The organism is Megasphaera lornae (assembly GCF_000214495.1).
Classification (GTDB): domain Bacteria; phylum Bacillota; class Negativicutes; order Veillonellales; family Megasphaeraceae; genus Megasphaera; species Megasphaera lornae.
This window is the reverse complement of record NZ_AFIJ01000029.1, coordinates 15,006-40,524: the sequence shown is the minus strand read 5'-3', so window position 1 is coordinate 40,524 and position 25,519 is coordinate 15,006. Positions and strand designations below refer to the sequence as shown.

At 47.7% G+C, this 25,519-nt stretch carries 19 protein-coding genes; all 19 read left to right on the top strand.

Annotation, left to right across the window (positions count from 1 at the left end):
• The first annotated feature begins 1 nt into the window (after nt 1).
• The 19 genes from HMPREF1039_RS04110 to HMPREF1039_RS04020 all read left to right on the top strand — a co-directional run bounded on the left by HMPREF1039_RS04110 (nt 2) and on the right by HMPREF1039_RS04020 (nt 25,323).
• Nucleotides 2-427 (top strand): PaaI family thioesterase, encoded by a 426-nt coding sequence (locus HMPREF1039_RS04110; RefSeq protein WP_007391192.1) that lies wholly within the window; start codon nt 2-4, stop codon nt 425-427.
• Nucleotides 428-462: 35 nt separating this feature from the next.
• Nucleotides 463-1,602, top strand: a complete 1,140-nt coding sequence (locus tag HMPREF1039_RS04105) for an acyl-CoA dehydrogenase family protein (protein ID WP_039891794.1) — start codon at nt 463-465, stop codon at nt 1,600-1,602.
• A 289-nt stretch (nt 1,603-1,891) separates the two neighbouring features.
• The gene (pheS, locus tag HMPREF1039_RS04100; protein WP_176603343.1) at nt 1,892-2,893 is read left to right on the top strand and encodes a phenylalanine--tRNA ligase subunit alpha; all 1,002 of its coding nucleotides are present in this window, start codon (nt 1,892-1,894) and stop codon (nt 2,891-2,893) included.
• 15 nt (nt 2,894-2,908) lie between these two features.
• Nucleotides 2,909-5,341: a phenylalanine--tRNA ligase subunit beta gene (gene pheT / locus HMPREF1039_RS04095; RefSeq protein ID WP_007391140.1), complete on the top strand. Its 2,433-nt coding sequence runs from the start codon at nt 2,909-2,911 to the stop codon at nt 5,339-5,341.
• Between the two features lie 280 nt (nt 5,342-5,621).
• Entirely contained in the window at nt 5,622-6,947 is a 1,326-nt protein-coding gene (tig, locus tag HMPREF1039_RS04090) for a trigger factor (RefSeq protein WP_007391117.1), read from the top strand.
• A gap of 18 nt (nt 6,948-6,965) precedes the next feature.
• Complete coding sequence (gene clpP / locus HMPREF1039_RS04085) at nt 6,966-7,568, top strand: ATP-dependent Clp endopeptidase proteolytic subunit ClpP (RefSeq protein ID WP_007391110.1); 603 nt, start codon at nt 6,966-6,968, stop codon at nt 7,566-7,568.
• Nucleotides 7,569-7,579: 11 nt separating this feature from the next.
• The gene (gene clpX, locus HMPREF1039_RS04080) at nt 7,580-8,812 is read left to right on the top strand and encodes an ATP-dependent Clp protease ATP-binding subunit ClpX (RefSeq protein ID WP_007391132.1); all 1,233 of its coding nucleotides are present in this window, start codon (nt 7,580-7,582) and stop codon (nt 8,810-8,812) included.
• A 73-nt stretch (nt 8,813-8,885) separates the two neighbouring features.
• Nucleotides 8,886-11,201: an endopeptidase La gene (gene lon, locus HMPREF1039_RS04075; protein ID WP_007391134.1), complete on the top strand. Its 2,316-nt coding sequence runs from the start codon at nt 8,886-8,888 to the stop codon at nt 11,199-11,201.
• Between the two features lies 1 nt (nt 11,202).
• Nucleotides 11,203-11,823, top strand: coding sequence for a ribosome biogenesis GTP-binding protein YihA/YsxC (gene yihA / locus HMPREF1039_RS04070; RefSeq protein ID WP_007391199.1), 621 nt, complete (start codon nt 11,203-11,205; stop codon nt 11,821-11,823).
• Nucleotides 11,824-12,299: 476 nt separating this feature from the next.
• Nucleotides 12,300-14,705 carry a glycyl radical protein gene (locus tag HMPREF1039_RS04065; RefSeq protein ID WP_007391193.1) on the top strand — a complete coding sequence of 802 codons (2,406 nt, stop codon included), beginning with the start codon at nt 12,300-12,302 and terminating at the stop codon, nt 14,703-14,705.
• A 25-nt stretch (nt 14,706-14,730) separates the two neighbouring features.
• Complete coding sequence (locus tag HMPREF1039_RS04060; RefSeq protein WP_007391189.1) at nt 14,731-15,657, top strand: glycyl-radical enzyme activating protein; 927 nt, start codon at nt 14,731-14,733, stop codon at nt 15,655-15,657.
• Between the two features lie 182 nt (nt 15,658-15,839).
• Nucleotides 15,840-17,168 carry a C1 family peptidase gene (locus HMPREF1039_RS04055; RefSeq protein WP_007391131.1) on the top strand — a complete coding sequence of 443 codons (1,329 nt, stop codon included), beginning with the start codon at nt 15,840-15,842 and terminating at the stop codon, nt 17,166-17,168.
• A 222-nt stretch (nt 17,169-17,390) separates the two neighbouring features.
• Entirely contained in the window at nt 17,391-18,431 is a 1,041-nt protein-coding gene (gene mreB / locus HMPREF1039_RS04050) for a rod shape-determining protein (RefSeq protein WP_007391170.1), read from the top strand.
• A 2-nt stretch (nt 18,432-18,433) separates the two neighbouring features.
• Entirely contained in the window at nt 18,434-19,354 is a 921-nt protein-coding gene (mreC, locus tag HMPREF1039_RS04045) for a rod shape-determining protein MreC (RefSeq protein ID WP_007391112.1), read from the top strand.
• Nucleotides 19,351-19,863, top strand: a complete 513-nt coding sequence (gene mreD / locus HMPREF1039_RS04040; protein WP_007391127.1) for a rod shape-determining protein MreD — start codon at nt 19,351-19,353, stop codon at nt 19,861-19,863. Before mreC ends, mreD begins: the two co-directional genes overlap by 4 nt.
• A 17-nt stretch (nt 19,864-19,880) precedes the next feature.
• Nucleotides 19,881-21,713 (top strand): penicillin-binding protein 2, encoded by a 1,833-nt coding sequence (gene mrdA / locus HMPREF1039_RS04035; protein ID WP_007391179.1) that lies wholly within the window; start codon nt 19,881-19,883, stop codon nt 21,711-21,713.
• 14 nt (nt 21,714-21,727) lie between these two features.
• The gene (locus tag HMPREF1039_RS04030) at nt 21,728-22,726 is read left to right on the top strand and encodes an AAA family ATPase (RefSeq protein ID WP_007391206.1); all 999 of its coding nucleotides are present in this window, start codon (nt 21,728-21,730) and stop codon (nt 22,724-22,726) included.
• Nucleotides 22,727-22,736: 10 nt separating this feature from the next.
• Entirely contained in the window at nt 22,737-23,837 is a 1,101-nt protein-coding gene (gene rodA, locus HMPREF1039_RS04025) for a rod shape-determining protein RodA (protein ID WP_007391158.1), read from the top strand.
• 52 nt (nt 23,838-23,889) lie between these two features.
• The gene (locus HMPREF1039_RS04020) at nt 23,890-25,323 is read left to right on the top strand and encodes an Rne/Rng family ribonuclease (protein ID WP_007391154.1); all 1,434 of its coding nucleotides are present in this window, start codon (nt 23,890-23,892) and stop codon (nt 25,321-25,323) included.
• The last annotated feature ends 196 nt before the right edge of the window (nt 25,324-25,519 follow it).

Here is a 25,519-nt window from a genome sequence, read left to right as displayed (position 1 = left end):
AATGGGCAGGATTAGTGAACAAGAACGGATTTTTTTGCGATTGCGGGAAGAATTGCAATATAAATCACCGTATTATCAACAATTGCCGTTTGAAGTGGTACGGCTGACACGCGGGCAAGCTGTACTGCGATTTACGATTGCACCGCATTTTGTCAATGCCGCCGGTAAGGCTTCGGGCGGGGTGTTGGCCGCCTTTTGCGACAGTTTGATGGGAATCACCGGACGAACGTTGGGAGATCAGGTAACGACGTTGGAAATCAATATGAATTATATATGCCCCGTACCGGCGGGCAGTGTATTGGTGGGGATAGGAACGGTTATTCATGAAGGCGCCAAAACGATAGTTGTGGAGTGCGAATTTTTGAATGAACATAAAGAAATCGTAGTAAAAGGACGCTCCTCTTTTTATATATTACAAAAATTCTAGTAGCGCATGGACGTTCGGGAAGGTTGGTTAGGATGATGAATTTTTCGTATACTGAAGAACAACAAGAGCTCATTCGCGTAGTACGCGAGTTGGTTGCCAAAGAAATTGCTCCCTATGCGGCGGAAATGGACGAAACGGAAAAATTCCATGACGGGTTGATGGAAAAACTGGCGGCACAGGGCTTGTTCAGCGTGGTCATTCCTGAAGAATACGGCGGTGCCGGCTTGGATGCTTTGACGATTGCCGCGTTATATGAAGAAATCGGCAAAGGCTGTGCCGGCGTGGCGACTACGGTAGCCGCCAACGCCTTGGCTTCGTATCCGGTTATTATTGCCGGGACGGAAGCACAAAAGAAAAAATACTTTGATGTATTGGCGGAAGGAAATTTGGCCGCTTTTGCGTTGACCGAACCCGGCACGGGCTCGGACGCCGGCTCGGTTTCGACACGTGCCGTGAAGACGGAAGACGGCAAGGGATATGTGTTGAACGGTACGAAATGTTTTATTACGAACGGCGCTTTGGCGGAAATGTTCGTCGTCTTTGCCAATACCCGGAAAACGGGGGGGATTCGCGGCTTAACGGCATTCATTGTACGAAAAGGAACACCCGGCTTTACCGTGGGCAAAGCGGAAAATAAAATGGGCATCCGTTCTTCCAATACTACGGAATTGATTTTTCAGGATTGCTTCGTGCCGGCGGAAGATCGTTTGGGACGTGAAGGGCAGGGATTTCGCATTGCCATGAATACGCTCGATGCGGCCCGTCCCTTAGTCGGCGCCGTATCTGTCGGTATTGCGGAAGCGGCTTTTTGCGCTTGCAGCGAATATGCGAAAGTTCGGGTACAATTCGGCAAGCCGATTGCGTCGTTTGAAATGGTGCAGAGTATGATTGCCGATATGGCGATTGAAATTGAAGCGGCCCGCATGATGGTGCAGAAAGCGTGCTGGATGAAAGATCAGGGCTTGGATTTCAGCCGACAGGCGGCGATGTCCAAATGTTACGCCTCCGATGTGGCCATGCGGGTGACGACCAATGCCGTACAGGTTATGGGCGGCTACGGGTATATAAAAGAATATCCTGTCGAAAAATATATGCGTGATGCCAAAATTATGCAAATTTACGAAGGTACGAATCAAATTCAGCGATTGGTTATTGCGAACAAGTCTTTATACTGATACAATATATATAATAAAATATATGGCAATGATAAAGAGGGTACGGGCAAAACCGAAGTTACAGGAAACGCATTCTGCGATTGAGAGATGCGGCAACGGCGTCCGGGCGTTCACTTTGGAGCTTCTTGCTGAACGGAGTAGGCAAGACGGGAGTTCCCGTTAGCGAATGGATAAGTAATAAATTAGGGTGGTACCGCAGAACAGATTTCTGCCCCTGCAGGGGTTGAGAATCTGTTCTTTTTATTTTTTCTTAGGAGGAACGGCTATGATACAGGAGACGATAGGGGCGATGCAACAAGCCGTACAGGAACGGCTGCTTCATTGTCGCACGGCACAGGACGTGCAGGCGGTTCGCGTGCAATATTTAGGAAAAAAAGGCGAACTTACAGCTTTGTTGAAAGGAATGAAGAATGTACCGCCGGCAGAACGTCCGGCGTTCGGACAATTGGTCAATGCGGCACGCAGTGCCTTGGAAGCGAAGTTGCAGGAACGACAAGCGGAAGTGGAGGAACAAGAAATGGCCACCCGCTTGCAGTCGGAAACCTTGGATATTACCCTGCCGAGTCGGCAACCGGTGCGGGGACATATGCATCCGTTGCATTTGACACGGCGGCATATGGAAGAAGCTTTTTTGCGGATGGGATTTTCCCTGGTGGAAGGCCCGGAAATTGAAACGGATTATTTTAATTTTCAGTGCCTGAATTTTCCGCCCGATCATCCGGCGCGGGATATGCAGGATTCCATGTATCTTACGGATTCTTTGCTGTTGCGCACGCATACTTCGCCCATGCAGGCGCGTGTTCTGCAATCTCATAAACCGAATGAACCGGTGAAAGTGATTGTGCCGGGGAAAGTGTATCGGTGGGATTACGACGCCACGCATTCCCCCGTCTTTCATCAAATGGAAGGCCTCATTGTCGATCGACATATTCGTTTTTCCGATTTAAAAGGCATGTTGGAAGATTTTTTACGGGAAATTTTCGGCGCTTCTACGAAGGTACGGTTCCGAGCCAGTTATTTTCCGTTCACGGAACCGAGTGCGGAAGTGGACATTTCCTGCGTCATGTGCGGCGGGGAAGGCTGCCGCGTATGCTCCCACACCGGGTGGCTGGAAATTTTGGGCTGCGGTATGGTACATCCGAATGTATTGCGGTTAAATGGGTATGATCCGGAACAAGTGACCGGCTTCGCGTTCGGCATGGGAGTGGAACGGATTGCCATGCTGAAGTACGGCATTGATGATTTACGGCTGTTTTATGAGAATGATATGCGTTTCTTGACGCAATTTTAAGGGGGAAACCGGACGATGAAAAGTTCTTTACAATGGATGAAAGAGTATGTACGTACCGATTATATTACCGATCCCCAAGCCTTCGCCGATAGGCTCACGATTGCCGGGATTCCTGTAGAAGCAGTGGAAACTTGGGGAAACGAAGTAAAAAAAGTGATCAGCGGTAAAATTTTGCAAATTGAAAAACATCCGGATGCGGATAAATTGACGGTTTGCCAAGTAGATATGGGGGAAGAAACCTTACAGATTGTAACGGGGGCCAAAAATATTGCCGTCGGCAATATTGTCCCTGTAGCGGTGCATGGCGCGCATTTGCCGGGAGGCGTTAAAATTAAAAAATCCAAATTGCGCGGCGTGCCTTCTTTCGGGATGTTCTGCTCCGCTAAAGAATTCGGCTTTGATGATTCCGTATTGCAACCGGAAGAACGGGAAGGCATTTGGATATTGCCGGATACGACACCTATCGGCACCGATCTTGTTTCGTACTTGGGATTGGAAGATGTGGTCTATACTTATGAATTAACGCCGAATCGAGCCGACTGCTTTTCCATGGTGGGGTTGAGTCGGGAATTTGCCGTATTGGGGAAGGCCTGCGCCCGGTATCCGGAAATCAGTGTGCACGAAGGAGAGGCGGAGGCGGCCCGCATGATTCGCGCCGCTATTGAAGAACCTGCGTTGTGCAGCCGGTATGCCGTGCGGGTGTTGACCGATGTACAGGTCGGCCCGTCACCGTTGTGGATGCAAATGCGGTTGCGCAAGTCCGGCGTACGACCGGTGAACAATATAGTGGATGTTACCAATTATGTCATGTTGGAATTGGGACTGCCCTTACATGCGTATGACTATGATAAGATTCACGGTCACTCCTTATATGTACGTCGGGCACGGGCAGGGGAAACCCTGAAAACGTTGGATGAAGTGACCCGGAAGTTGACCCCTTCCATGTTGGTGATTGCCGATGCGGATGCCCCCGTTTGCCTGGCGGGCATTATGGGCGGGGCGGACGCCGAAGTGACGGCACGGACAAAGACCGTAGTACTGGAATGTGCGTCTTTTAAAGGTTCCGACATTCGGCATACCGGTCGCGCTTTGGGGCTGCGCTCGGAAGCTTCCGCCCGTTTTGAACGGGGCGTCGATGCGGCTTGCTGCCGGCAGGCGTTGGATCGGTGTGCGCAATGGCTGCAACAGATGAGCGCCTGCGAGACGGCGAAAGGGATTGTCGATGTGTATCCGCAGCCGGAACCGGTACGGAAGATTTCGTTTACGGCGGCGCAAATTAACGACTTTTTGGGCACGTCCATGCCGCCGGAAGAGATGACGGATTTGTTGCGGACGCTGCAGTTTGATCCGGTCCGACAGGGGGAAACGATCGTTGTTACGGTTCCTTCGTATCGGGGAGATTGTGCGGAAATGGCGGATATTGCGGAAGAAGTGGCGAGAATTTACGGGTATGAACGCATTCCGTCCACTCGTCCGTGGAGCCGTGTTTCGGAAGGAACGGAAAGTCGGGAACATGCCGTACGGGAAAAAATCTCTCAAATTTTAAGTGACTGCGGGTTACAAGAAACGGTTACGTTCAGCTTTATGAATGAAAAATCGCTTCACCGCTTACAGTTCCCCGCAGGGGACGACGTATATCGGGCGGTACCGATTTTAAATCCGATTACCGAAGAATATCCGCTCCTGCGAACCACGTTATTGCCGTCTTTGCTGGATGTGTTGGTACGTAATCAGGCGGTTAAAAATGATCGGGCGGCCCTCTATGAAATCGCCGCCGTGTATCAGCCGAAAGCGTTGCCGTTGACGGAGCAGCCGTCGGAAAATATACGGATTGCCGGTCTTTTATACGGGAAACGCCTGGCTCCCGCATGGAATCGGTCGGAAGCAACCTATGATTTTTATGATGTGAAAGGCGTAGTAGAAGCGGTTTTGCAGGGGTTGGGAATTGCGGCGACCTTGCAACCTTCCCGTTTTGCGCCTTTGCATCCGGGAAGAGCGGCGGCCTATGTAAAAGACGGTCAAGTACTTTGCCGTTTCGGCGAACTGCATCCCCGGGCGGCCGAACAGTATGATGTGGCCGGTCCCGTATACCTGTTTGATTTTGATTTTGCGGCAATCTTGCCGTTCGTACAAGACCTTCCGGCGTATAGCAAGCCCGCCCGTTTTCCGGCGATGAGCCGCGACTTGGCTTTTTTGGCGCCCGAAAGTGTGACGAATCGTCAAATTACAGACGTGATTCAACAATACGGCGGGTCCTATTTGGAACGGGTATCCCTGTTCGACTTGTACCAAGGCGCGCCGGTACCGCAAGGCTATAAAAGTTTGGCCTACTCGCTGGTCTTCCGCTCTCCGGAAGGAACCTTGGCGGATGCCGATATACAAGAAGCGCTGGATGCGATCATTGCTACGTTGAAAGTACAACTGAATTGTCAATTGCGCGAATCGTAATCCGTGTACGGGCGACGCGTATACCTATAGGTAATAAGGAACAACGGACTGTGGCGGCAGTCTGTTGTTTTTTTTTGGCAGCGTCCGTCGGCCGGTTGCAGATCGCTGCGCACGGCGAAAATTCGCCAAAGAACAAAAAGACAAATCAAGGCCTTAAATCCCCTAAAAAGGTGCTATTTTATTTATTGTAAAAAGAATAAATATATGGTATTATGGAAAACGTAGTATGATATTTTAGAGAACACGAAGGGCTTGGCCCCATAAGGAGGACATATTTATAATGAATGTAACAGTTAATGAAGTAGACCGGCATAAAGTCACCCTGCATATTGAAATTCCCGTAAAAGATGCCTCGAAGATGGCTGTCACGGCTTGCAAAAATTTGGCGGGAAAGGTGAATATTCCCGGCTTCCGTAAAGGAAAAGCACCGCGGATGGTGTTGGAAAGCTTCTTGGGCAAAGATGCTGTTAAACAGGAAATCGAAGAAGCCATTATGAATAAAGCCTATCCCGAAGCATTAAAGGAACAGAAGATCGATCCCGTAACGGATCCGGAGATACAAGTGGTAACCGCTGACAAGGGGAAAGATTTTGTGTTTGAAGCAACCCTGACGAAAAAACCGGAAGTGACCTTGGGTGAATACAAGGGCATTCAAGTGGGAAAAGATATTGTAAATATTACGGATGAAGACATTGACAAGGAAGTTAAAAATTTACAGAAACAACATGCGAAATTGTTGGTGGCACCGGAAGGAACGGCTATTGAAAACGAAGATTTTGCCATTATCGATTTCCAAGGCTCCATAGACGGCAAGCCGTTTGCCGGCGGCGAAGGGAAGGCCTATCCGCTGGAAATCGGTTCGCACAGTTTTATTCCGGGGTTTGAAGAACAACTGATCGGCTTAAAAGCGGGAGAAGAAAAGGATGTAAAAGTAACTTTCCCGGAAGACTATCATGAAGCCGGATTGGCAGGTAAGGAAGCCGTGTTTGCCGTGAAAATTAACGATGTCAAACGGCGGGAATTGCCGGAAATCAATGATGAATTCGCGAAAGAAGTCGGCAAATTTGAAAATGTGGAAGAATTGCGCAATGATGTAAAGAAACGCATTTTTACCAAAGTGTCCTTACAAGCGGTGGAAACCTTCAATAATGAAGTATTGAAAACCGTTATGGCCAATGCGACCGTCGATATTCCGCAAGTCATGGTGGATGACAAAGTAAATCAAATGGTGGACGAAATGGCTATGAAACTGCAAGCGCAGGGCATGAATTTGGATGCTTATTTGAAGTATACCAAAATGGATGTTGCCAAACTGAAAGAACAATATGCCGCACCGGCCAAAGAAAATGTCAAAATGGATTTGGTGTTGGAAGCCGTTGCCAAAGCGGAAGACATTCAGGTTACGGAACAAGACGTAAATGCGGAAATTTATACGATGGCGCAAAATTTCGGGGCCGATCCCAAAGAAGTGTATAAAATTATTTTGAAAGAACATCGCGTTCCGCTTCTTATTCAATCGGTAGGTCGCAAGAAAGCGGCAAGCTTTATTTTGAGTAAAGCGATTGATACGAATGAAAAAAAAGAAGAAGTGAAACCGGAAGCGTAATTACCGGAGGTGAGCGGTATGAGTATGTATGTTCCTGTCGTTGTAGAACAAACATCACAGGGGGAACGGAGCTATGATCTGTATTCACGCTTGATGAAAGATCGGATTATCTTTTTAAGCGGTCAAGTGGAAGATACGATGGCAAACAGCCTCATTGCACAGCTCTTGTTCTTAGAAGCGGAAGATCCCGATAAGGATATTTATTTGTATATTAACAGTCCCGGAGGGGTAGTGACTGCGGGCATGGCAATTTATGACACCATGCAATATATTAAACCGGATGTTTCCACTATTTGCGTCGGGTCCGCGGCCAGCATGGCGTCCGTCTTGTTGGCGGCCGGCACGAAGGGCAAGCGGTTTGCGTTGCCCCATTCACAAGTCATGATTCATCAACCGCTGGGGGGCGTGCAGGGGCAGGCTACGGATATTGAAATCCATACCCGGGAGATTTTGCGTGTACGTCGCGAGTTAAACGGGATTTTAGCAGCCCATACGGGACAACCGTTGGACGTTATTGAAAAAGATACGGAACGGGATAATTTCCTGACTGCCGAAGATGCCAAGCATTACGGTTTAATTGATGAAATTCTCGTTCGCCCGCAGCAGGAAAACAGGAAGTAAGGAGGGGGAACATGGCGGATCGGAAGGATGAACCGAAGTGCAGCTTTTGCGGCCGTACACAGGATGAAGTTAAAAAGTTGATTGCCGGACCGGGAGTATTTATTTGCGATGAATGTATTTCTGTGGCGGCACATATTATTGAAGACGAAGAAATGGAAAGCGGCGAGCAGTTTTCTTTGGAAACCTTGCCTACACCGCACGAAATTAAAGCCACGTTGGATGAATATGTTATCGGCCAGGAAGCGGCCAAAAAGACGTTGGCGGTTGCCGTGTATAACCACTATAAACGGTTACAGTCCAATACGGATGCGGATGATGTGGAGCTGCAAAAATCCAATGTGGTTATGGTAGGTCCTACCGGCAGCGGTAAAACGCTGTTGGCACAAACGTTGGCACGATTGCTGAACGTTCCCTTTGCCATTGCCGATGCTACCAGCTTGACGGAAGCCGGTTACGTCGGAGAAGATGTGGAAAATTGTCTGCTGAAATTAATTCAGGCAGCTGATTATGATATTGAAAAAGCACAGCGCGGCATTATTTACATTGATGAAATCGACAAGATATCACGTAAGTCGGAAAATCCTTCGATTACGCGCGATGTGTCCGGCGAAGGTGTGCAACAGGCGTTGCTGAAAATTTTGGAAGGAACCGTGGCCGGCGTGCCGCCGCAAGGCGGGCGTAAGCATCCGCATCAGGATATGCTGCAGATTGATACGACGAATATTTTGTTTATTTGCGGGGGTGCTTTTGACGGTATCGACAAAACGATTCAAAAACGAATTTCCGATAAAAAAATGGGATTCGGTGCGGATGTACAGTCTAAAAGTAAAAAAGCGTTAAAAACGCTGTTAAAGGATATTATTCCCGTCGATTTGCAGAAATTCGGTTTAATTCCGGAATTAATCGGACGTCTGCCCGTACTGGTAACGTTGGATCCGTTAGATGAAGAAGCTATGGTACATATTTTGACGGAACCGAAAAATGCGTTGGTTAAACAGTATCAGAAAATGTTAAAAATGGACGATGTGGAGTTGAAATTTACATCCGATGCCTTGCAGGAAATTGCTAAGGAGGCGTTGCGTCGCAATACGGGCGCACGCGGCTTACGGTCGATTATTGAACGGATTATGTTGGACGTCATGTTTGATGTACCGAGTCGTAAGGATGTCGAAAAATGTATCGTAAATAAGTCTTGTGTGACGGAAGGTAAAAAGCCCCGGTTGGAATTAAAACAAGGCGTATGATATATTGGTGAAAATAAAACTCATTTCTTGTGGGAAATGAGTTTTATTTTTCCCGTAAAGAAGGTGAAAAAGAATGGACGAAAAAGATATTTTAAAGCTTCCCTTTATTCCGTTGCGGGGAATTGTCGTATTTCCCGATTTATTGAGTCATGCTGATTTGGGCCGAAAAAAATCATTGGCGGCTCTGGATGCGGCCATGGAAGGAAATCGGTATATCATTGTGTCTTCCCAGTTGGATCCGGACTTGGAGGAAGCAGGCGTAGACGATGTATATGAAATCGGCACGCTGGTGAAGGTGGATCAGTTGTTGCGTTTGCCCGGAGGCTTGGTGCGGGTAATGCTGGACGGTGCGGCCCGCGTACGGATTCAGGGATTTTCGGAAAAAGAAAAATATGTGGAAGTAGCGGCTGTGAAGGTATATGACAGTCATACGGATGAAAAAACGGAAGAAGCCTTGCGTCGGGCCAATGTGGAAAAATTTGTTCAGTGGGCGAATAATTTGCGCAATTCCGATGAATTGGAAACACGGGCGCGGGAAATACAAGTGCCGGGAACGTTGGCGGATTTTATTGCTATGCGCCTGCCCATTTCGCATGTAGCCAGACAACAAATTTTGGAAACGGCAAATGTGACGGAACGGTTGGAAGAAGTACGTCACTTAATTGATTCGGAAATTGAAATTGCCAAGTTGGAAATGAGCTTGAACCGCGAAGTGCGGGAAAAGATGGATAAACAACAGAAGGAATATTATTTACGTGAAAAAATAAAGGTTATTCATCGGGAATTGGGCGACAAAATAGATCGCGATACAGAAGTGGAAGAATTGCGGGCTAAAGTTAAAAAAATGAAGTTGCCCAAAAAAATAGAAGAACCGGTGCTTAAAGAAATATCCCGGTTGGAAGGCATGCCGAGTATGATGGCGGAAACCGCGATTGTACGTACGTATTTGGACTGGGTGTTGGCCTTGCCGTGGAAAAAAGAAACCCGGGATCGGCTGGATTTGGCGGAAGCGCGCAAGGTGTTGGATACGGATCACTACGGATTGGATAAAGTAAAAGAACGGATTATTGAATATTTGGCGGTAAAACAATTGACCAACAGTTTGAAAGGTCCCATTTTATGCCTGGTCGGACCGCCGGGAACCGGAAAAACCAGTATTGCCCGTTCCATCGCCAAAGCTATGAACCGAAAATATATTCGTGTATCCCTGGGCGGGGTTCGCGATGAAGCCGATATTCGCGGGCATAGACGGACGTATATCGGCGCCTTGCCGGGGCGGATTATTGCCGGTATTAAGCAGGCGGGCGTAAAAAATCCTGTCTTTTTACTGGATGAAGTGGATAAATTGGCATCCGATTTACGCGGCGATCCTGCGGCCGCGCTGTTGGAAGTGTTGGACCCGGAACAGAATAATACGTTTGTCGATCATTTTTTAGACCTTCCCTTTGATTTATCGAAAGTGTTCTGGATCACTACGGCCAATGTGATTACAGATATTCCGTATGCCTTACGGGATCGCATGGAAATTATTGAATTTTCCAGCTACACGGAAGAAGAAAAAGTGGCTATTGCGCAAAAATATTTGGTACCCAAGCAAATTGCGGAAAACGGCCTAAAAAGTACACAGGCGAAATTTTCACCGGCCGTGCTGCATCATATTATCAGCGGCTACACACGGGAAGCCGGCGTACGGAGTTTGGAAAAAACGATTGGCGCCGTGTGCCGCAAAGTCGGAAAATCTATTTTATTGCAGGAAAAACCGCAACTTACTGTATCGGTAAAAAATTTGGAAACCATGTTGGGTCCGGTACGATTTTTACCGGAAGAAGCGCATAAACAGGACTGTATCGGCCGGGTTACGGGTATGGCCTGGACACAAGTGGGCGGTGTGATCTTAGAAACGGAAGCGGTGGCGGTAAAAGGAAAAGGCCGTTTATTGCTGACCGGAAAATTGGGCGATGTTATGAAAGAATCGGCGCAAGCCGGGGTTACCTATATTCGCAGTCGGGCCGAAACCCTGGGGATTGACGAAGAGTTTTACACGACGCGGGATTTGCATATTCACTTGCCGGAAGGCGCGATTCCGAAAGACGGACCGTCGGCCGGGATTACGATGGCTACGGCGTTGGCTTCGGCGCTTTCGGGAAAACCGGTGCGGCATGATGTGGCCATGACCGGAGAGATTACGTTGCGCGGCGATGTCCTGCCTGTCGGCGGTATTAAAGAAAAAGTTATTGCCGCACATAATGCGGGCATTAAAAAAATTCTCTTGCCTCACGATAATAAGCGGGATATGAAGGACGTGCCGGAAACGGTCAAGAAGGACGTGACGTTTGTCTTTGTCCGTTCTATGGATGAAGTATTGGCGGAAGCGTTGGTGAAAGTATAAAATGGCGGCACTTGATGTTATTCAGGCTAAGTATGTCGCTACGGCTGTAAAAAAATCGCAATATCCTACGGACGGCTTGGCGGAAGTGGCCTTTTTGGGCCGTTCCAATGTAGGGAAATCCAGTTTGATTAATTCGCTGTGCAATCATCGGGGATTGGCGCGGGTGAGCGGTTCCCCGGGAAAGACGCAAACCATCAATTATTACGGCGTTACGTTGCGGCAGGAAGACGGGGAGGACGTACGACGGTATCCGTTGTATTTTGTGGATTTGCCGGGATACGGGTTTGCCAAGACGGGAAAGAAGCAACGCGACATGTGGAGTGCGTTTATTCACGAATACATTCGGGAATCGACGCAATTGCGGTTGCTTTGCTTACTGATCGACTCGCGCCATCCCGGCCTGGATTTGGATCTACAGGCCTATGAATGGCTGCTGTCCGCCGGCGTGTCGGTGCAGATTGTGGCCACAAAAAGCGATAAGTTGCGAGCGCGGGAACGACAACAAAATTTGCGGACCTTGGCGGAACTTTTTCCGGACGGCGGGCGACCGCTGCTGTATTCTTCTTTAAAACGGCAAGGACAAACGCTGTTATTACAACAAATTATTCATACGATAGCCTGATCGGTACACCTCGGCTCTTTGGAGAGCCGAGGTGTTTTGCGTACACGGCATATAAAGCATGCAAGGATACGGAATCGGAACAAGAAAGCCGTAATTGAGAATTAATAGGGGCTCAGGAAAAATTACGGCACCTATTTATGTATAAAATTTGCATATATGCGAGGGCGTCAACTTAATACTGCCGTATGCGGCACGAATATAAAATTCTTCAAGTATCGGAATGCTGTATAGCCTGCATGCCTTTAATTTATAATGATACTCATTATTATACAAAAGACGTTAAAATAATATATAAAAAATTAACTAAAAATATACTGAAAAATAGAGAATAAATATTTAAAAATACAAGCATATTCTAAATGGCTATTATAATAATGCCTAAAAACCATTATTCAAGTTTCGTGTTGATTTATAAAAAATGTAGTATTATAATTAATTGCAGGAAAGAGAAATTTCAACTAAAAGGAGGTTTTACAATGAAAGACACTGATTTCAAAGAACTATCTCCCCGGGTGCAGGCCCTCAAAGAAGAAATTTTATCGGCAAAGCCGTGCATTGAAGCGGAACGGGCGGTTATTGTTACGGAATCTTTTAAAGAAACGGAAGACAAGCCCATGATTCTCCGCAAAGCATTGGCACTTAAGAAAATTTTGGAAGAAATTCCGATTGCTATTCGGGATCGGGAATTAATCATCGGCACGATGACTAAAAATCCTCGTTCGGCACAAGTATTTCCGGAATTTTCCAATCAATGGTTAGTGAATGAATTTGATGAAATCGGCAAACGGAAATCCGATTCGTATATGATTTCCGAAGAAACGAAGAAAACCTTATTGTCGTGCTTTTCATATTGGCGGGGCAAAACGGTCAATGAATTGGCTACGGGGTATTTGGAACCGGAAACGCGGGACGCTATGAACGCCAATACGTTTACTGTCGGCAATTATTGGTTTAACGGATTGGGACACTATGTTGTGGACTATGAAAAAGTGTTGACAAAAGGCATTCGCGGCTTGCGGGAAGAAGTGGAACAGCAGATGGCGACGGCTTCCAAAGCGGATCCTTCCTATATGGAACACATGAAATTTTGGGAAGCGCTTTTAATTACCTTTGACGGCGCCGTTACGTACGCTCGCCGGTATAGTGCGTTGGCAAAAGAATTGGCGGAAAAAGAGAAAAATCCCGAACGGCGGGCGGAATTGGAAAATTTGGCGGAGATTTGCGCTAAAGTTCCCGAATATCCGGCGGAAACTTTTTACGAAGCTATGCAATCGTTTTGGATTATTCAATTGGTCATTTCCTTGGAATCCAACGGACATGCCATTTCGCCGGGACGCTTTGACCAATATATGTATCCTTTCTATAAAAAAGATGCGGCAGAAGGGAAGATTTCACACGAATTTGCCCAAGAGCTGATTAATTGTTTGTGGGTTAAATTTAATGATTTGAGTAAGATTCGGGATTATGTTACGACCTTGGCTTTTTCCGGATACGGCATGTTCCAAAATTTAATTGTCGGCGGTCAAACGAGAGATGGCAGAGATGCCGCCAATGACGTGACGTTCATGTGCATTGATGCTACCGGGGAAGTAAAACTGCCGCAACCTTCTTTTTCCGCTCGTGTGTGGACCGGCGCCACGCAAAAATATTTGCGTCATACGGCACGCTTAACGCGGTTGGGGCTGGGATTTCCGGCCTTTTATAATGACGAAGTAATTATTGCCAGCTTGGTTTCGCGGGGGATCGCTTTGGAAGATGCGCGGGATTATGCTATTGTCGGTTGTGTAGAACCGCAAGCGGTGGCGAAAACGGACGGCTGGTTCGATGCGGCGTTCTTTAACTTGGCGAGAGTTTTGGAAATTACACTGCATAACGGTAAAGCGGACGGGAAACAAATCGGCCCCGTAACGGGGGATTTGGAAGACTTTAAAAATATTGAGGAAATTATTGCGGCGTATAAAAAACAAATCGCCTATTTTGTCAATCAAATGGTATTGGCGGATAATTGCGTGGATTTGGCACATCGGAAGAGAGCACCCTTGCCGTTTGTATCTTCTTTGATGGATGATTGCATTGCCGTGGGCAAATCGATTCAGGAAGGCGGCGCGCATTATCGTTCGTCCGGCCCGTTGGGAGTCGGCGTGGCCAACGTGGGGGATGCGTTTATGGCCATTAAAGAACTGGTATTTGACAAGAAGATGCTCAGTTTGCGCGACTTGAAGAAGGCCTTGGAAACGGATTTCGGCAAGCAATGTGACGATGAATTCAGTAAGAAAAAATATGAAAAAATTCGTCTTATGTTGATCAATAGAGCCCCGAAATACGGCAACGATATTGATGAAGTGGATTATTATACGCGGGAAGGCGCACAAATTTATTGCAAAGAAGTAGAAAAATACACGAATTTGCGCGGCGGCAAGTTCTTACCGGCGTTGTATCCCGTATCCAATAATGTGCATTTGGGCGATCAAGTGGGGGCCACTCCGGACGGCCGCTATAGCCATAGCCCCATTGCCGACGGTGTTTCGCCGTCCCGCGGCATGGATGTGAAAGGTCCGACTGCGGCGGCCAGCTCGGTTGCCAAATTGGATCATATGATTGCTACAAGCGGTACGCTGTACAATCAAAAATTTTCGCCGCAAGCATTAAAAGGAGATAGCGGCTTGGATCATTTAATCTCCTTAATTACGGCTTTTTTCGCGAAAAAAGGCATGCATATTCAATTTAATGTAGTAGATAAGGATACGTTGCTGAAAGCCCAGCAACATCCGGAAGAATATCGGGATTTAATTGTTCGTGTGGCGGGCTATTCGGCACAATTCATTATCCTCGATAAAGATGTGCAGAACGATATTATTGCCCGGACCGAACAGGAATTTTAAGTGTTTTGAATAGTAAGTGAGGCATATGGGGGAAACGGATACAAAAAAAATAGGCAAAGTTTTTAATATTCAACGATTCTCTTTAAACGACGGACCGGGATTGCGGGTGATTGTCTTTTTGAAAGGCTGCCCCCTGTCATGCAAGTGGTGCTCCAACCCGGAAAGTCAATCCTATCAAACGGAAATTCTATACAACAGTAAAAACTGTATAGATTGCCATGATTGTCAAACCAGTTGTTCGCATCAGGCGATTGACGTGCGGCGTCCGTACAAGTTGTTGCGGGAGCATTGTACGGCATGTACGGATTGTGTACAAACCTGCTTTGCCAATGCGTTGACGGTGATAGGGGAAGATATGACCGTGGCACAAGTGATGGAAAAGTTGGAAAAAGAAGACACTATGTTTCGGTATTCCGGCGGCGGCGTAACGCTTTCCGGGGGAGAGCCGTTAACGCAGGCGGACTTTGCGATGGAAATATTTAAAGCCTGCAAGGCGAACGGCTGGAATACGGCGATTGAAACGACGGGCTATGCCAGTGAAGAAAGTATACGCAAGTGCATCCCGTATATTGACTTGGTGTTAATGGATTTCAAACAAATTGACAGTGCTGTACATAAGAAATTTACGGGAGTGGAGAATGAACGAATTAAAAAAAATGCCCGCCTTATTTCTTCGCTGGCGAAGGAAATGATTGCCCGTGTTCCCGTTATCCCTACGTTTAATGCGGATCGTGAGTCTATTTATGAAATCGGGAAATTTGTAAAAACGTTGCCGAATATTAAAGAAATTCATCTGCTGCCGTACCATCGTTTCGGGCTGGGAAAATATAAGCTCATGGGGTGGGAATACGGATTAAGCGATGAAATTAAAACTCCCGACGAGGCGTATATGAAGGAATTAAAAGAAATGGTTACCTCGTTAGGTCTTACCTGCAATATCGGCGCTATTTAAGCGGTCGGACATACAAGCGGACCGGAGGTCGGAAAGAAGGGTAAAGCCGTCTGCGCGGCGAAGGGTTTTCGTATGGCGCGGGCGGCTTTATTTGTGTTGTCACGGAGATCGCGTTGACCGGGGACGCTTCTCATAGTACAATGGATTTTGGAAATGATTATTAAAATACGGGAGGTTTGTTCATGAAGTCATTAAATGAGGAGGCATATAAAAAATTTGCCGACACCTATGAAGCACAACCGGAACATACGTGTATAGAAAGCGCTATTTCTAATGTCGGTCTGGTGGAAGCCAGTAAAAATAAGCGCGTCATACAGGCGCATTCGTTTATTTTTTCGCAAGAAATCGACCATAAAAATATTACGGACCAAAAACAATCCGGACGGTGTTGGTTATTTGCGGCCTTAAATATGGCGCGTCCTGCCATTATGCGGGAGTTGCACTTGGAAGCGTTTGAATTATCGCAATCGTACTTGTATTTTTTTGACAATATGGAAAAAACGAATGTGTTTTTAGATAAGATTATACAGACAAAACACTTGGATATTAATAGTCGGGAAGTGGTGCGCGCCCTTACGTTCAAGACGGAAGACGGCGGTTATTTTGAGTATTTTAAGGCGCTCATAGAAAAATACGGGATTGTTCCGAAAACGGTGATGGGAGAAAGCTTTCATACAGAAAATTCGCAGGACATGTTTGCGCGGGTGGAAGAAATTATTAAGAAATATGCGATGGATATTCGTCGCAGTGAGGATGACGGGCAAATAGAGACGTTGAAAGAAGAATGTTTATGCAAGGTGTACGGCATTTTTGTAAAATGTATCGGCAAGCCTGTAGAACAGTTTGATTTTGAATATAAAGATAAAGATAACAAGTACCATATAGAAAGAAATATGACGCCGCGTACGTTTTATAAAAAATATGTGGCCCATACGTATGAAAATAAAATACGATTGATTCATGATCCGCGGGCACGGCATCCGTACGGTCGGGTCTTTGTAAATCCGGATATTAAAAACATTGTGGAAATGGACGGGTTAAAAGGCTTGAATGTTCCTACGGAGGTGATGAAAACGGCGATGATACGTTCCTTACAAGACGGACAAAGCGCTTGGTTTGCCTGTGATGTAGGAAAAATGAGCGACCGAAAAACGGGTATTATGGATACCCGGCTGTTTACGTATGAAGAAACGGTGGCGCCGGTCGGGACCTTTACTAAAGCCGACCGCTTGGATTCCCGCCAATCGGTGGCTACGCATGCCATGAATATTACGGGCGTAAATGTGAAAGACGGCAAACCGGTATACTGGAAGGTGGAAAATTCATGGGGCGATAAAAACGGTCATAAAGGTATTTTTTCCATGACCGACGCGTGGTTTGACGCCTATGTCTATGAATTGATTATTGATAAAAAGTATGTGGATTCCCGCTATTTACAAGGATTCGAGCAGGAACCCGTTCCGTATAGTCCGTATGATGCTTTTTGTACTATTTTAAACTATATAAAGTAAGTCGCGGCGGTCTTCGGCTATTGTCAGGTACGCGGCGGTGCGGGGAAACTATGCGGTTTCTCCGGTCCGCCTGCCGCAGCCGCCGGGTTCCGTGTTGCGGCGTCCTTGCAGGGGCAGAGCAAAATACGTATTCCCCGGTATTTTGCTTTTTTTTTCGCCCTGTATGTGCTAGAATAAATAAATGATTATACCAGGCGGTTACGCGGTAAGAAGGGGTTGTATATGGCAGGATATTTTTCTCCTTTGACAAAAAATATAGGGATTGATTTGGGCACCTGCAGTACCCGGGTGTTTGTGGAAGGACGCGGCATCGTTTTGGCGGAGCCGTCCGTTTTAGCGATGGATGAGCGTACGGGCGAACCGCTGGCCTTCGGACAGGCGGCGGAAAAGTTGTTGGCTACTGCCGAAGAACATGTAAAATTACACAGACCGTTACATAACGGCGTCATTGCGGATTACAATGTTACGTATAAGATGTTGGGGTATTTGTTAAGTAAATGCGTGCGCAGCGTGCAGCGATTGCGGATTATGGTGGGAGTGCCGGCAGGCGCTTCCAATGTAGAAAAACGGGCGGTTATGGAAGCCATGTATCAGGCCGGCGCCAAAGAAGCGTTCGTTATGGAAACCGGGGCGGCCGCCGCTGTCGGCGCGCAGCTTTCTGTGGCGGAGCCGGCGGGAAATATGGTTATGGATCTGGGAGGCGGCACGACCAATATTGCTATTTTGTCGTTGCGCGGTATTGTTCTTTCGCAATCCCTGCATATAGGAAGCTTATCTTTTAATCAGGCCATTCGGGAGTATTTACAAGAGCGGTATGCCATCGGCGCGGATGAAATGACGATTGAAGAAATGAAAATTTCTTGCGGTGCCGCCGTGTTGCCGTTGGAAGATAAAAATTTTTATTTTATGGGCCGCAGTTTAGCGAACGGGTTGCAGCAGGAAGCAAGTATTCGCGCCAGCGAGTTGTATGCCGTAATGGGACGGACGTTACAGAAAATATTACTTGCCGCACGTCGTATTTTACAGGAAACGCCGCCGGAATTGGCGGCGGATATTATGGACCGGGGGATTTATTTAACCGGCGGCGGGGCCCGATTGACAGGGGCGGCAACGTTGATTTCGCAAGAATTGGGAGTGCCCGTACGGGTGGCCGATAATCCGGAAAGCGCTGTAGTATGCGGGGTAGGGAAAGTGATTGCGGAACGGAACCGGTGGGAAGCGTTAACAGAAGGGGCCGACCGTATTTATAAAAGGAGATTTTGATTGTGTTTTCATTTGGTAAACGCAGCCTACTGGGCGTGCTGATTTTATTTATCCTTCTTGCCGTTATGGGATGGGCCTGGCGGCAACGGGAATCGTTGCCTGTTATTACGCGGACGTTGCAGGCGGCGGTTACACCGGCGGAAAGTGTGAGCAGCGGGATTTTGCAATCGTTTTCCAATGTTTTCCATATTGTCGATGTGAGTATGAAAAACCGGATTGAATGGGAAGCATTGGAAAAAGAAAACGCGGCGTTAAAAAACCGGAGCGTCAATTATGACGAATTGGCGGCGGAAAATGAACGATTACGTGCACTGTTGGATTTTCGGAATACGCATCCCCAATACAAATTGGTGGCGGCGGCGGTTATTTCACGGGATTACGGCACGTGGACCGAAACCATGATTATTCATGTGGGCACGCGGAACGGGATTGCGAAAAACATGCCTGTCATTACGCCGCAAGGGGTGGTCGGTTTCGTGGCGGATGTCTTTCCGGACACGGCGCGGGTGCAATTGCTGACCGATCCGCGTACGAGTATCGGCGCCATTGTGCAGCGTCCGGCTTCGCGCGTGGCGTCGGTCGTTCGCGGCAACGGCAATGTGCCGACGGAACCGCAGTTTGTCAATGTCGCTAAAGATGCGGATATTTTGGAAGGGGATACGTTGGTAACTTCCGGATTCGGTTCGATTTACCCCAAAGGATTACCTGTAGGCACGATTGTTTCCATTCACCAGGATGCGACCGATTTTGTAAAATATGCCGTTATTCGTCCGGCTGTAGATTTTTCCAAATTGGAAGAAGTTTTTGTCGTAGCGGCGGCGGTACCGACGGAACCGTACAGTACGCCGGATGTACAACCGAAGTTGGTGCCGCAAACCAATCGCGATAAGGTGGAAGGCGTTAAAGGAGCGGCTGCGTTATGAGTATTAAACGGTGTTTGCTGTTTGCCGTCGTACTTTTCTTCTTGCAGAGTACGTTGATTCCCTTTTTGTTTGACGGGATTACGCAACCGAATGTGTTTTTTTTGGCGGTTATTTTAATTGCCCTGCAATATGGACGGAAAGCCGGCATTGTTACGGCGGTTGTGGCCGGTTTTGTACAGGATGTCGTTCTCAGTAATTTTTTCGGCCTTCATTTGATTCCGTATGTCATACTGGCTGCGATAAGCAGTTATATCGGTCGTGCCGGCGATAAAGAACAACGAATTTTGACGGTAGTTACCGTATTGGGCGCTACGGAAGTAAGTTTACTGCTGTATTGTTTGATGGCCTTTGTATCCGGACAATATGTACAGCCGGCGGCGTACATGGCGGAATTCGCTATGCCGATGACGGTATATCATCTGGTACTGGTGCTGCCGGCGGAATATGTGGTGGGAAAATTGCGGCGGCAAGAGTCGTATTACGGGTATCGCCGCTATTATCGTCCGTAAATGGAGGCCTGTAAGCTATGCTGCAAGCATTGATGAAGAAAAAAAGAAATGAAGGGCGGTTTCGTCATTTATTTTGGATATTTATTGCGGTTTTTTTGCTATTGATTTCCCGCTTGGTATATTTACAATTGATTGAAGGCGACTATTATCATTCGTTGGCGGAAGGTAACCGATTACGCGCCATTCCCATTGCGGCCATGCGCGGCGTAATGTATGATCGCAACGGTCAAATTTTGGTCGGCTCCCGTCCCGGTTTTATCGTTACGTACGTACCGACCAAAAAGGGCATGCCCGCTGCGGAAGTAAACGAATTGGCGGACTTGTTGCAGACGACGCCGGATGCGTTGCGGGAAAAATTGGGGAAAGTAAAGAGTTCCTATTTACCCACTGTGCTGGCAACCGATTTAACGCAGGATATTGTCACGCGGATAGAAGAACGGCGTAATGAATTGCCGGGAATTTCAATTGATGTACAACCGATACGCTATTATCCTTATAACGATATGGCGGCACAAATTTTCGGATATGTCGGGCAAATTGATGAAGCGGATATGAAGCGCTTAGCCGGACGGGACGGGGTCAGCACGGTTACCCAAATCGGGCGTGCCGGCATGGAAGCGTATTATGATGATTTGTTGCGGGGAAAAGACGGCGGCCGGCAAGTGGAAGTGGATGCCGCCGGCAGTCCTGTCAAAGAAATGGAACGGAAAAATCCTGTTTCCGGACATAATATGCACTTGACCCTGGATTTGAATTTACAGTTGGCGGCGGAAAAAGCGATGGATGCGCAATTGGCCAACGGTATCGGGGCGCACGGGATTGCGGTAGTGGCGATGGATCCGAATACCGGTGCGATTTTAGCGATGGCCAGTCGCCCTTCGTATAATCCCAATTGGTTTACGCGCGGTATTACGGCGGCGGAATGGCGGCAAATTAATACGAATCCGTATCATCCTATGGAAAACCGCGCCATTACCGGACAATATCCGCCGGGCTCGACCTTTAAATTGATCACCGGTTCAGCGGCCCTGGAATTAAAAAAAGTACGTCCCGATGAAATGATTTATGACAGCGGTCGCCACTGGCTTATTGATAAGCGAAATGCCGGCGGCGAAGCGCTGGGCTGGATTGATTTTAAGACGGCGCTGGCCAAGTCGGATAATGTCTATTTTTATGAAATGGGACGCCGCATCGGCATTGATCAGATGGCCGCTTATGCGCGTATGTTCGGATTGGGACAAAAAACGGGCATTGCTTTATACGGCGAATCGGACGGTGTCGTAGCCAGTGCGGAATATAAGAAAAAAGTATTTCATCAGGATTGGTATTTGGGAGATACGTTCAATTCGGCTATCGGGCAGGGCTTTCAGTTGGTGACGCCGTTACAGGCGGCTATGGTGGTCAGTGAAGTGGCCAATGGCGGCATCCGTTATCGCCCGTTTTTGGTCAGTCGCATTGACAACTTGGACGGTACGCCGTATCAAATTTTCGCACCGGAACAAATCGGTTCGTTGGCGATTTCCAAGTCGACGTTGGATTTAATTCGCGAGGGGATGCGGAATGTTGCGGAAGAAAACGGGACGGCGGGATATTTATTTGCCAATTTCCCCATTCCCGTGGCCGGGAAGACCGGAACGGCGGAAAACTATGGCGGTCGTGATCACGGATGGTTTGTCGCGTATGCTCCGTATGCACATCCCCGCATTGTGATTGCCGTTTTGACGGAACAAGGCGGCTTCGGCTCCGCTTCATCGGGTCCGATTGTCAAGACCATGTTGGAAGAATATTTTCATGTAGGCGCCTACGCCCCGGGGGCACAACAAAACGCGCGTACAGACCGAAATAACTAAAGGAGGAAGGGGCTATGGCCACGATCATTGCGTTGGCATCCGGCAAGGGCGGCGTCGGTAAAACCTTACTTACCGCCGCGTTGTCGCTGGCTTTGCACCGGCAGGGAAAAAAGGTGTTGGCAGCGGATGCGGATATGGGATTGCGGAATTTGGATCTGATGTTCGGTATGCAGGATGAAGTCTTATGGGACGGCGGGGACAGCATTAAACAAAGATGTCGGTTTCGGGAAGCCGTGTTGGAAGTGTTGCCGGGGTTGGATTTTTTACCTGCCAGTCAGCGGCATACTTGGGAAAAATTAGATGCTCCCGCTTTTCAATACGGCATCGAAAAATTAGCGCGTGCCTATGACTATGTCGTCGTGGATTGTCCGCCCGGACGCGGCTATGCGTATAAGGCGGCCACGGCTATTGCGGACAGGCTGTTGTTGGTCGTTGCTCCTACCCGGACGTCCGTGCGGGATGTATCCCGCATGATACAATATTGCCGAAAACATAAACAAACACATTATGCCGTGCTGTTGAATAATTTCTTAGGGCATACCGATCCGGCATACCTTTCGGCGGCTGCGGTTTTGCAAGCGTTGGATTCGCCGCCGTTGGCCGGTATTTTACCGCATCGGGAGGAGATACACGCGGCGGCACAACAGGGCACTTTGGTACAAGTCAAAGAAAATCCTTTTTTTACCTCGCTGCAATATACAGTCACGTATATTCAAACGCAAAAGAGCGTGGATCCGCAGACGGTATGGGACAGTTGGCGGACCGCCGGCACGGAGCGGTCGTCGCTTCCGACGGCGGCCGGCGACGAAGCGACGGCGCCCGGCGAAGTGTCTATTCCGGAGAAGGCCCTGCGCAGTTTACAAGAAGCGGCCGCCGTGGCCGCGCAATGGCAATCTCCGACGGCGGCGGTCGAGATGGACGAGGCCGCCGGAAAACCGGCAGAAGCGGCGGGGAAAATTTCATGGCAACAACGACGTGACCGGTCCTATGCGTGGCGTCGCTATAGACGATAGGAGTTTCAGCATGTTTAAGCGAGAATGGAAAAATATAGATCGCGTATTGCTCGGTACGTGTATTTTAATTACAATTATCAGTTTGTGTATTATCGGCAGTGCCACTCATATTAATAAAGGTGTTATGAATTACGGCTTTGCGGCGAAGCAGGCGGGCGCCTTTGTGATTGATTTGGCAGTGCTGCTTACGTTTTGTCGCTATGATTACCGAAAATTAAAAAAATACAGTAAGCCGCTGTATATTATTAATTTACTTATGTTGGCGGCGGTTCTCTTCTTGGGAAAATCGGCCTTGGGGGCGCAACGGTGGATTCAGTTGGGACCGATTACCTTACAACCTTCTGAATTTTCCAAATTAATTATGATCATTTGTATGGCCGCCATGATTTCGGAACGTGTCCATGAGTTACGAACTATGCGACAAATACTTCCTATTGCGTTGTTTGTGGGGATTCCTTTTTTACTGGTTTTAAAACAGCCTGATTTGGGGACGAGTCTGGTGTTTTTAGGCATTGCGTTCGGCATGCTTTTTGTAGCGGAAATCAAATTGTCGCTGTTACGGAATATGTTTGCCGCCGCCGTCGTTGCCGCTCCCATAGGGTGGCATTTTCTTAAAGCGTATCAAAAAGAGCGAATTGCCGTATTTTTAAATCCCAATGCCGATCCGTTGGGCGCGGGCTATCATATTATTCAGTCGAAAATCGCCATCGGTTCGGGGTTGCTGTTCGGAAAAGGTCTTTTTAACGGGACGCAAAGTCAGTTGAATTTTTTACCGGAAAATCATACCGATTTTATTTTTTCCGTTATTGGGGAAGAATTGGGATTTTTAGGATGTGCGGGTATTCTTTTTTTGTATTTTCTTTTAATTTATCGGGGTCTGATGATTGCCAAAGATTGTAAAGATCCGTTCGGCATGCTCCTGGCGACGGGGATTGTTTCCATGTGGGTGTTTCAATTGTTGGTAAATATCGGCATGACCTGCGGCATTATGCCGGTTACAGGGATTCCGCTGCCGTTTATGAGTTACGGCGTCAGTGCGTTGACTACGAACATGATGGCGTTGGGCATTTTGCTGAGTGTTTATTTGCGACAACAAACGATGATTTTTTAATATGTACGGTTGGTGCGGGACAATGCGGACGGGCCGGGAAAGGAGGGCGGCAATGAAGACTGTTATTGCCGATGTGATGCCGGAAGAAACGCGTCTGGCTGTTTTAGAAGACGGAAAATTGCGGGATTATGCGGTAGAACGAGATGATGAAAGTCATATTGTCAATCATATTTATGCCGGGACGATTCAAAATATATTGCCGGCCTTGCAAGCCGCTTTCGTCAACATAGGAAGAAAAAAGAATGCCTTTATTTATATGGGCGATTTATTTCCGCGGGCGGCTACGAAAGAAGAAATTCAGCAAACCCGCATTTCCGTCGGGCAACATATTTTAGTGCAAGTTGTTAAAGAAGAGCAGGGCGGTAAGGGCGCCAAAGTAACGGCTAATATCAGCTTGCCCGGAAGGTATGCCGTGTTGATGCCGACCGTGGATTATGTAGGCGTTTCTAAAAAAATTAGGCAAGAAGAAGAACGGGATCGGTTGCGTCGGATTGTCGGCCATGTCAAACCGCCCGGTATGGGCGTGATTATCCGGACTGTGGCAGAAGGCGTGACGGAAGAGGCATTACAGGCCGACATTACGTATTTATTGCATACTTGGGACAGTATTCGGCAACGGTATAAATTAGCGAAAAAAAATCAGCTTCTCTATCGGGAGGCGGATTTGGTCATGCGGACGGTGCGGGACCATGTGACGGCGGATATAGAGAAAATTATTGTCAATCATCCTGATACATACGAACGGATTCGGCAAGTGTTTCCGGACCCGACATGGCAGGAAAAATTGATTTACTATACAGGGAAGGAACCGGTTTTTGAAGCCTATCATATAGAAGACGAGGTACGTCATTTGTGGTCCCGTCAGGTCGCCCTGCCGTCGGGCGGCAATTTGATTTTCGATTATACGGAAGCGTTGACGGTTATTGATGTGAACAGCAGCAAATATACCGGCAACAGTACGTTGCAGGAAACCATTTTTCATGTGAATAAAGAAGCGGCGAAAGAAATTGCGCGGCAATTACGATTACGGGATATAGGCGGGATTATTTTGGTCGATTTTATTGATATGGCGCGGGCGGAAGACAGAGAAGCCATTTTAGCTATTTTATCGCGAGAAACGGCGAGTGATACGAGAAAAACGCGGGTTATGGGCATGACGGCGCTGAATCTGGTGGAAATTACGCGCAAAAAATCTCGCCAAAGTCTGTTTCAGGTGCAATATACGCCTTGTACGGTTTGCGGCGGCACGGGATATTTGTATGCCGCTGAATCGGTAGCCTTACAAATTATGCGAAGATTGCGGCAATTAGTACGGGAACGACGGCTGCGCGGCGATGTTCTGATCGTTGCGCATGCCTCGGTGTTGGCGGTTATGCGGGAAAAGAAACAGGTCGCACGCTGGGAACGGGAATTGGCGCGGAGTTTGCATTTTGAAGAATCGGTGCATGCCAATCGGGAAGTATTTTCTATTCTTTCATATGAATAAAGCGCAATATGTCGGAAAATGTCGCCATTTTCTTGACGGTATACACGAACTACAAAAAACGGAGAACCGGGAGAACGCAGGCGTTCTCCTTTTTTTATGGAGAAGCCCCTGATTTACAATATTAAAAAAATATGCTACTATTAATAGAAACCTTTCCGTTTATCGGGAGGAACGGGTAGGAAGTAAAGGAGGAAAC

What these genes read in the sequence shown, in the direction of transcription:
- HMPREF1039_RS04110 (WP_007391192.1), top strand. Translation starts at nt 2, where the DNA reads ATGGGCAGGATTAGTGAACAAGAACGGATTTTTTTGCGATTGCGGGAA.
- HMPREF1039_RS04105 (WP_039891794.1), top strand. Translation starts at nt 463, where the DNA reads ATGAATTTTTCGTATACTGAAGAACAACAAGAGCTCATTCGCGTAGTA.
- pheS (WP_176603343.1), top strand. Translation starts at nt 1,892, where the DNA reads ATGCAACAAGCCGTACAGGAACGGCTGCTTCATTGTCGCACGGCACAG.
- pheT (WP_007391140.1), top strand. Translation starts at nt 2,909, where the DNA reads ATGAAAAGTTCTTTACAATGGATGAAAGAGTATGTACGTACCGATTAT.
- tig (WP_007391117.1), top strand. Translation starts at nt 5,622, where the DNA reads ATGAATGTAACAGTTAATGAAGTAGACCGGCATAAAGTCACCCTGCAT.
- clpP (WP_007391110.1), top strand. Translation starts at nt 6,966, where the DNA reads ATGAGTATGTATGTTCCTGTCGTTGTAGAACAAACATCACAGGGGGAA.
- clpX (WP_007391132.1), top strand. Translation starts at nt 7,580, where the DNA reads ATGGCGGATCGGAAGGATGAACCGAAGTGCAGCTTTTGCGGCCGTACA.
- lon (WP_007391134.1), top strand. Translation starts at nt 8,886, where the DNA reads ATGGACGAAAAAGATATTTTAAAGCTTCCCTTTATTCCGTTGCGGGGA.
- yihA (WP_007391199.1), top strand. Translation starts at nt 11,203, where the DNA reads ATGGCGGCACTTGATGTTATTCAGGCTAAGTATGTCGCTACGGCTGTA.
- HMPREF1039_RS04065 (WP_007391193.1), top strand. Translation starts at nt 12,300, where the DNA reads ATGAAAGACACTGATTTCAAAGAACTATCTCCCCGGGTGCAGGCCCTC.
- HMPREF1039_RS04060 (WP_007391189.1), top strand. Translation starts at nt 14,731, where the DNA reads ATGGGGGAAACGGATACAAAAAAAATAGGCAAAGTTTTTAATATTCAA.
- HMPREF1039_RS04055 (WP_007391131.1), top strand. Translation starts at nt 15,840, where the DNA reads ATGAAGTCATTAAATGAGGAGGCATATAAAAAATTTGCCGACACCTAT.
- mreB (WP_007391170.1), top strand. Translation starts at nt 17,391, where the DNA reads ATGGCAGGATATTTTTCTCCTTTGACAAAAAATATAGGGATTGATTTG.
- mreD (WP_007391127.1), top strand. Translation starts at nt 19,351, where the DNA reads ATGAGTATTAAACGGTGTTTGCTGTTTGCCGTCGTACTTTTCTTCTTG.
- mrdA (WP_007391179.1), top strand. Translation starts at nt 19,881, where the DNA reads ATGCTGCAAGCATTGATGAAGAAAAAAAGAAATGAAGGGCGGTTTCGT.
- HMPREF1039_RS04030 (WP_007391206.1), top strand. Translation starts at nt 21,728, where the DNA reads ATGGCCACGATCATTGCGTTGGCATCCGGCAAGGGCGGCGTCGGTAAA.
- rodA (WP_007391158.1), top strand. Translation starts at nt 22,737, where the DNA reads ATGTTTAAGCGAGAATGGAAAAATATAGATCGCGTATTGCTCGGTACG.
- HMPREF1039_RS04020 (WP_007391154.1), top strand. Translation starts at nt 23,890, where the DNA reads ATGAAGACTGTTATTGCCGATGTGATGCCGGAAGAAACGCGTCTGGCT.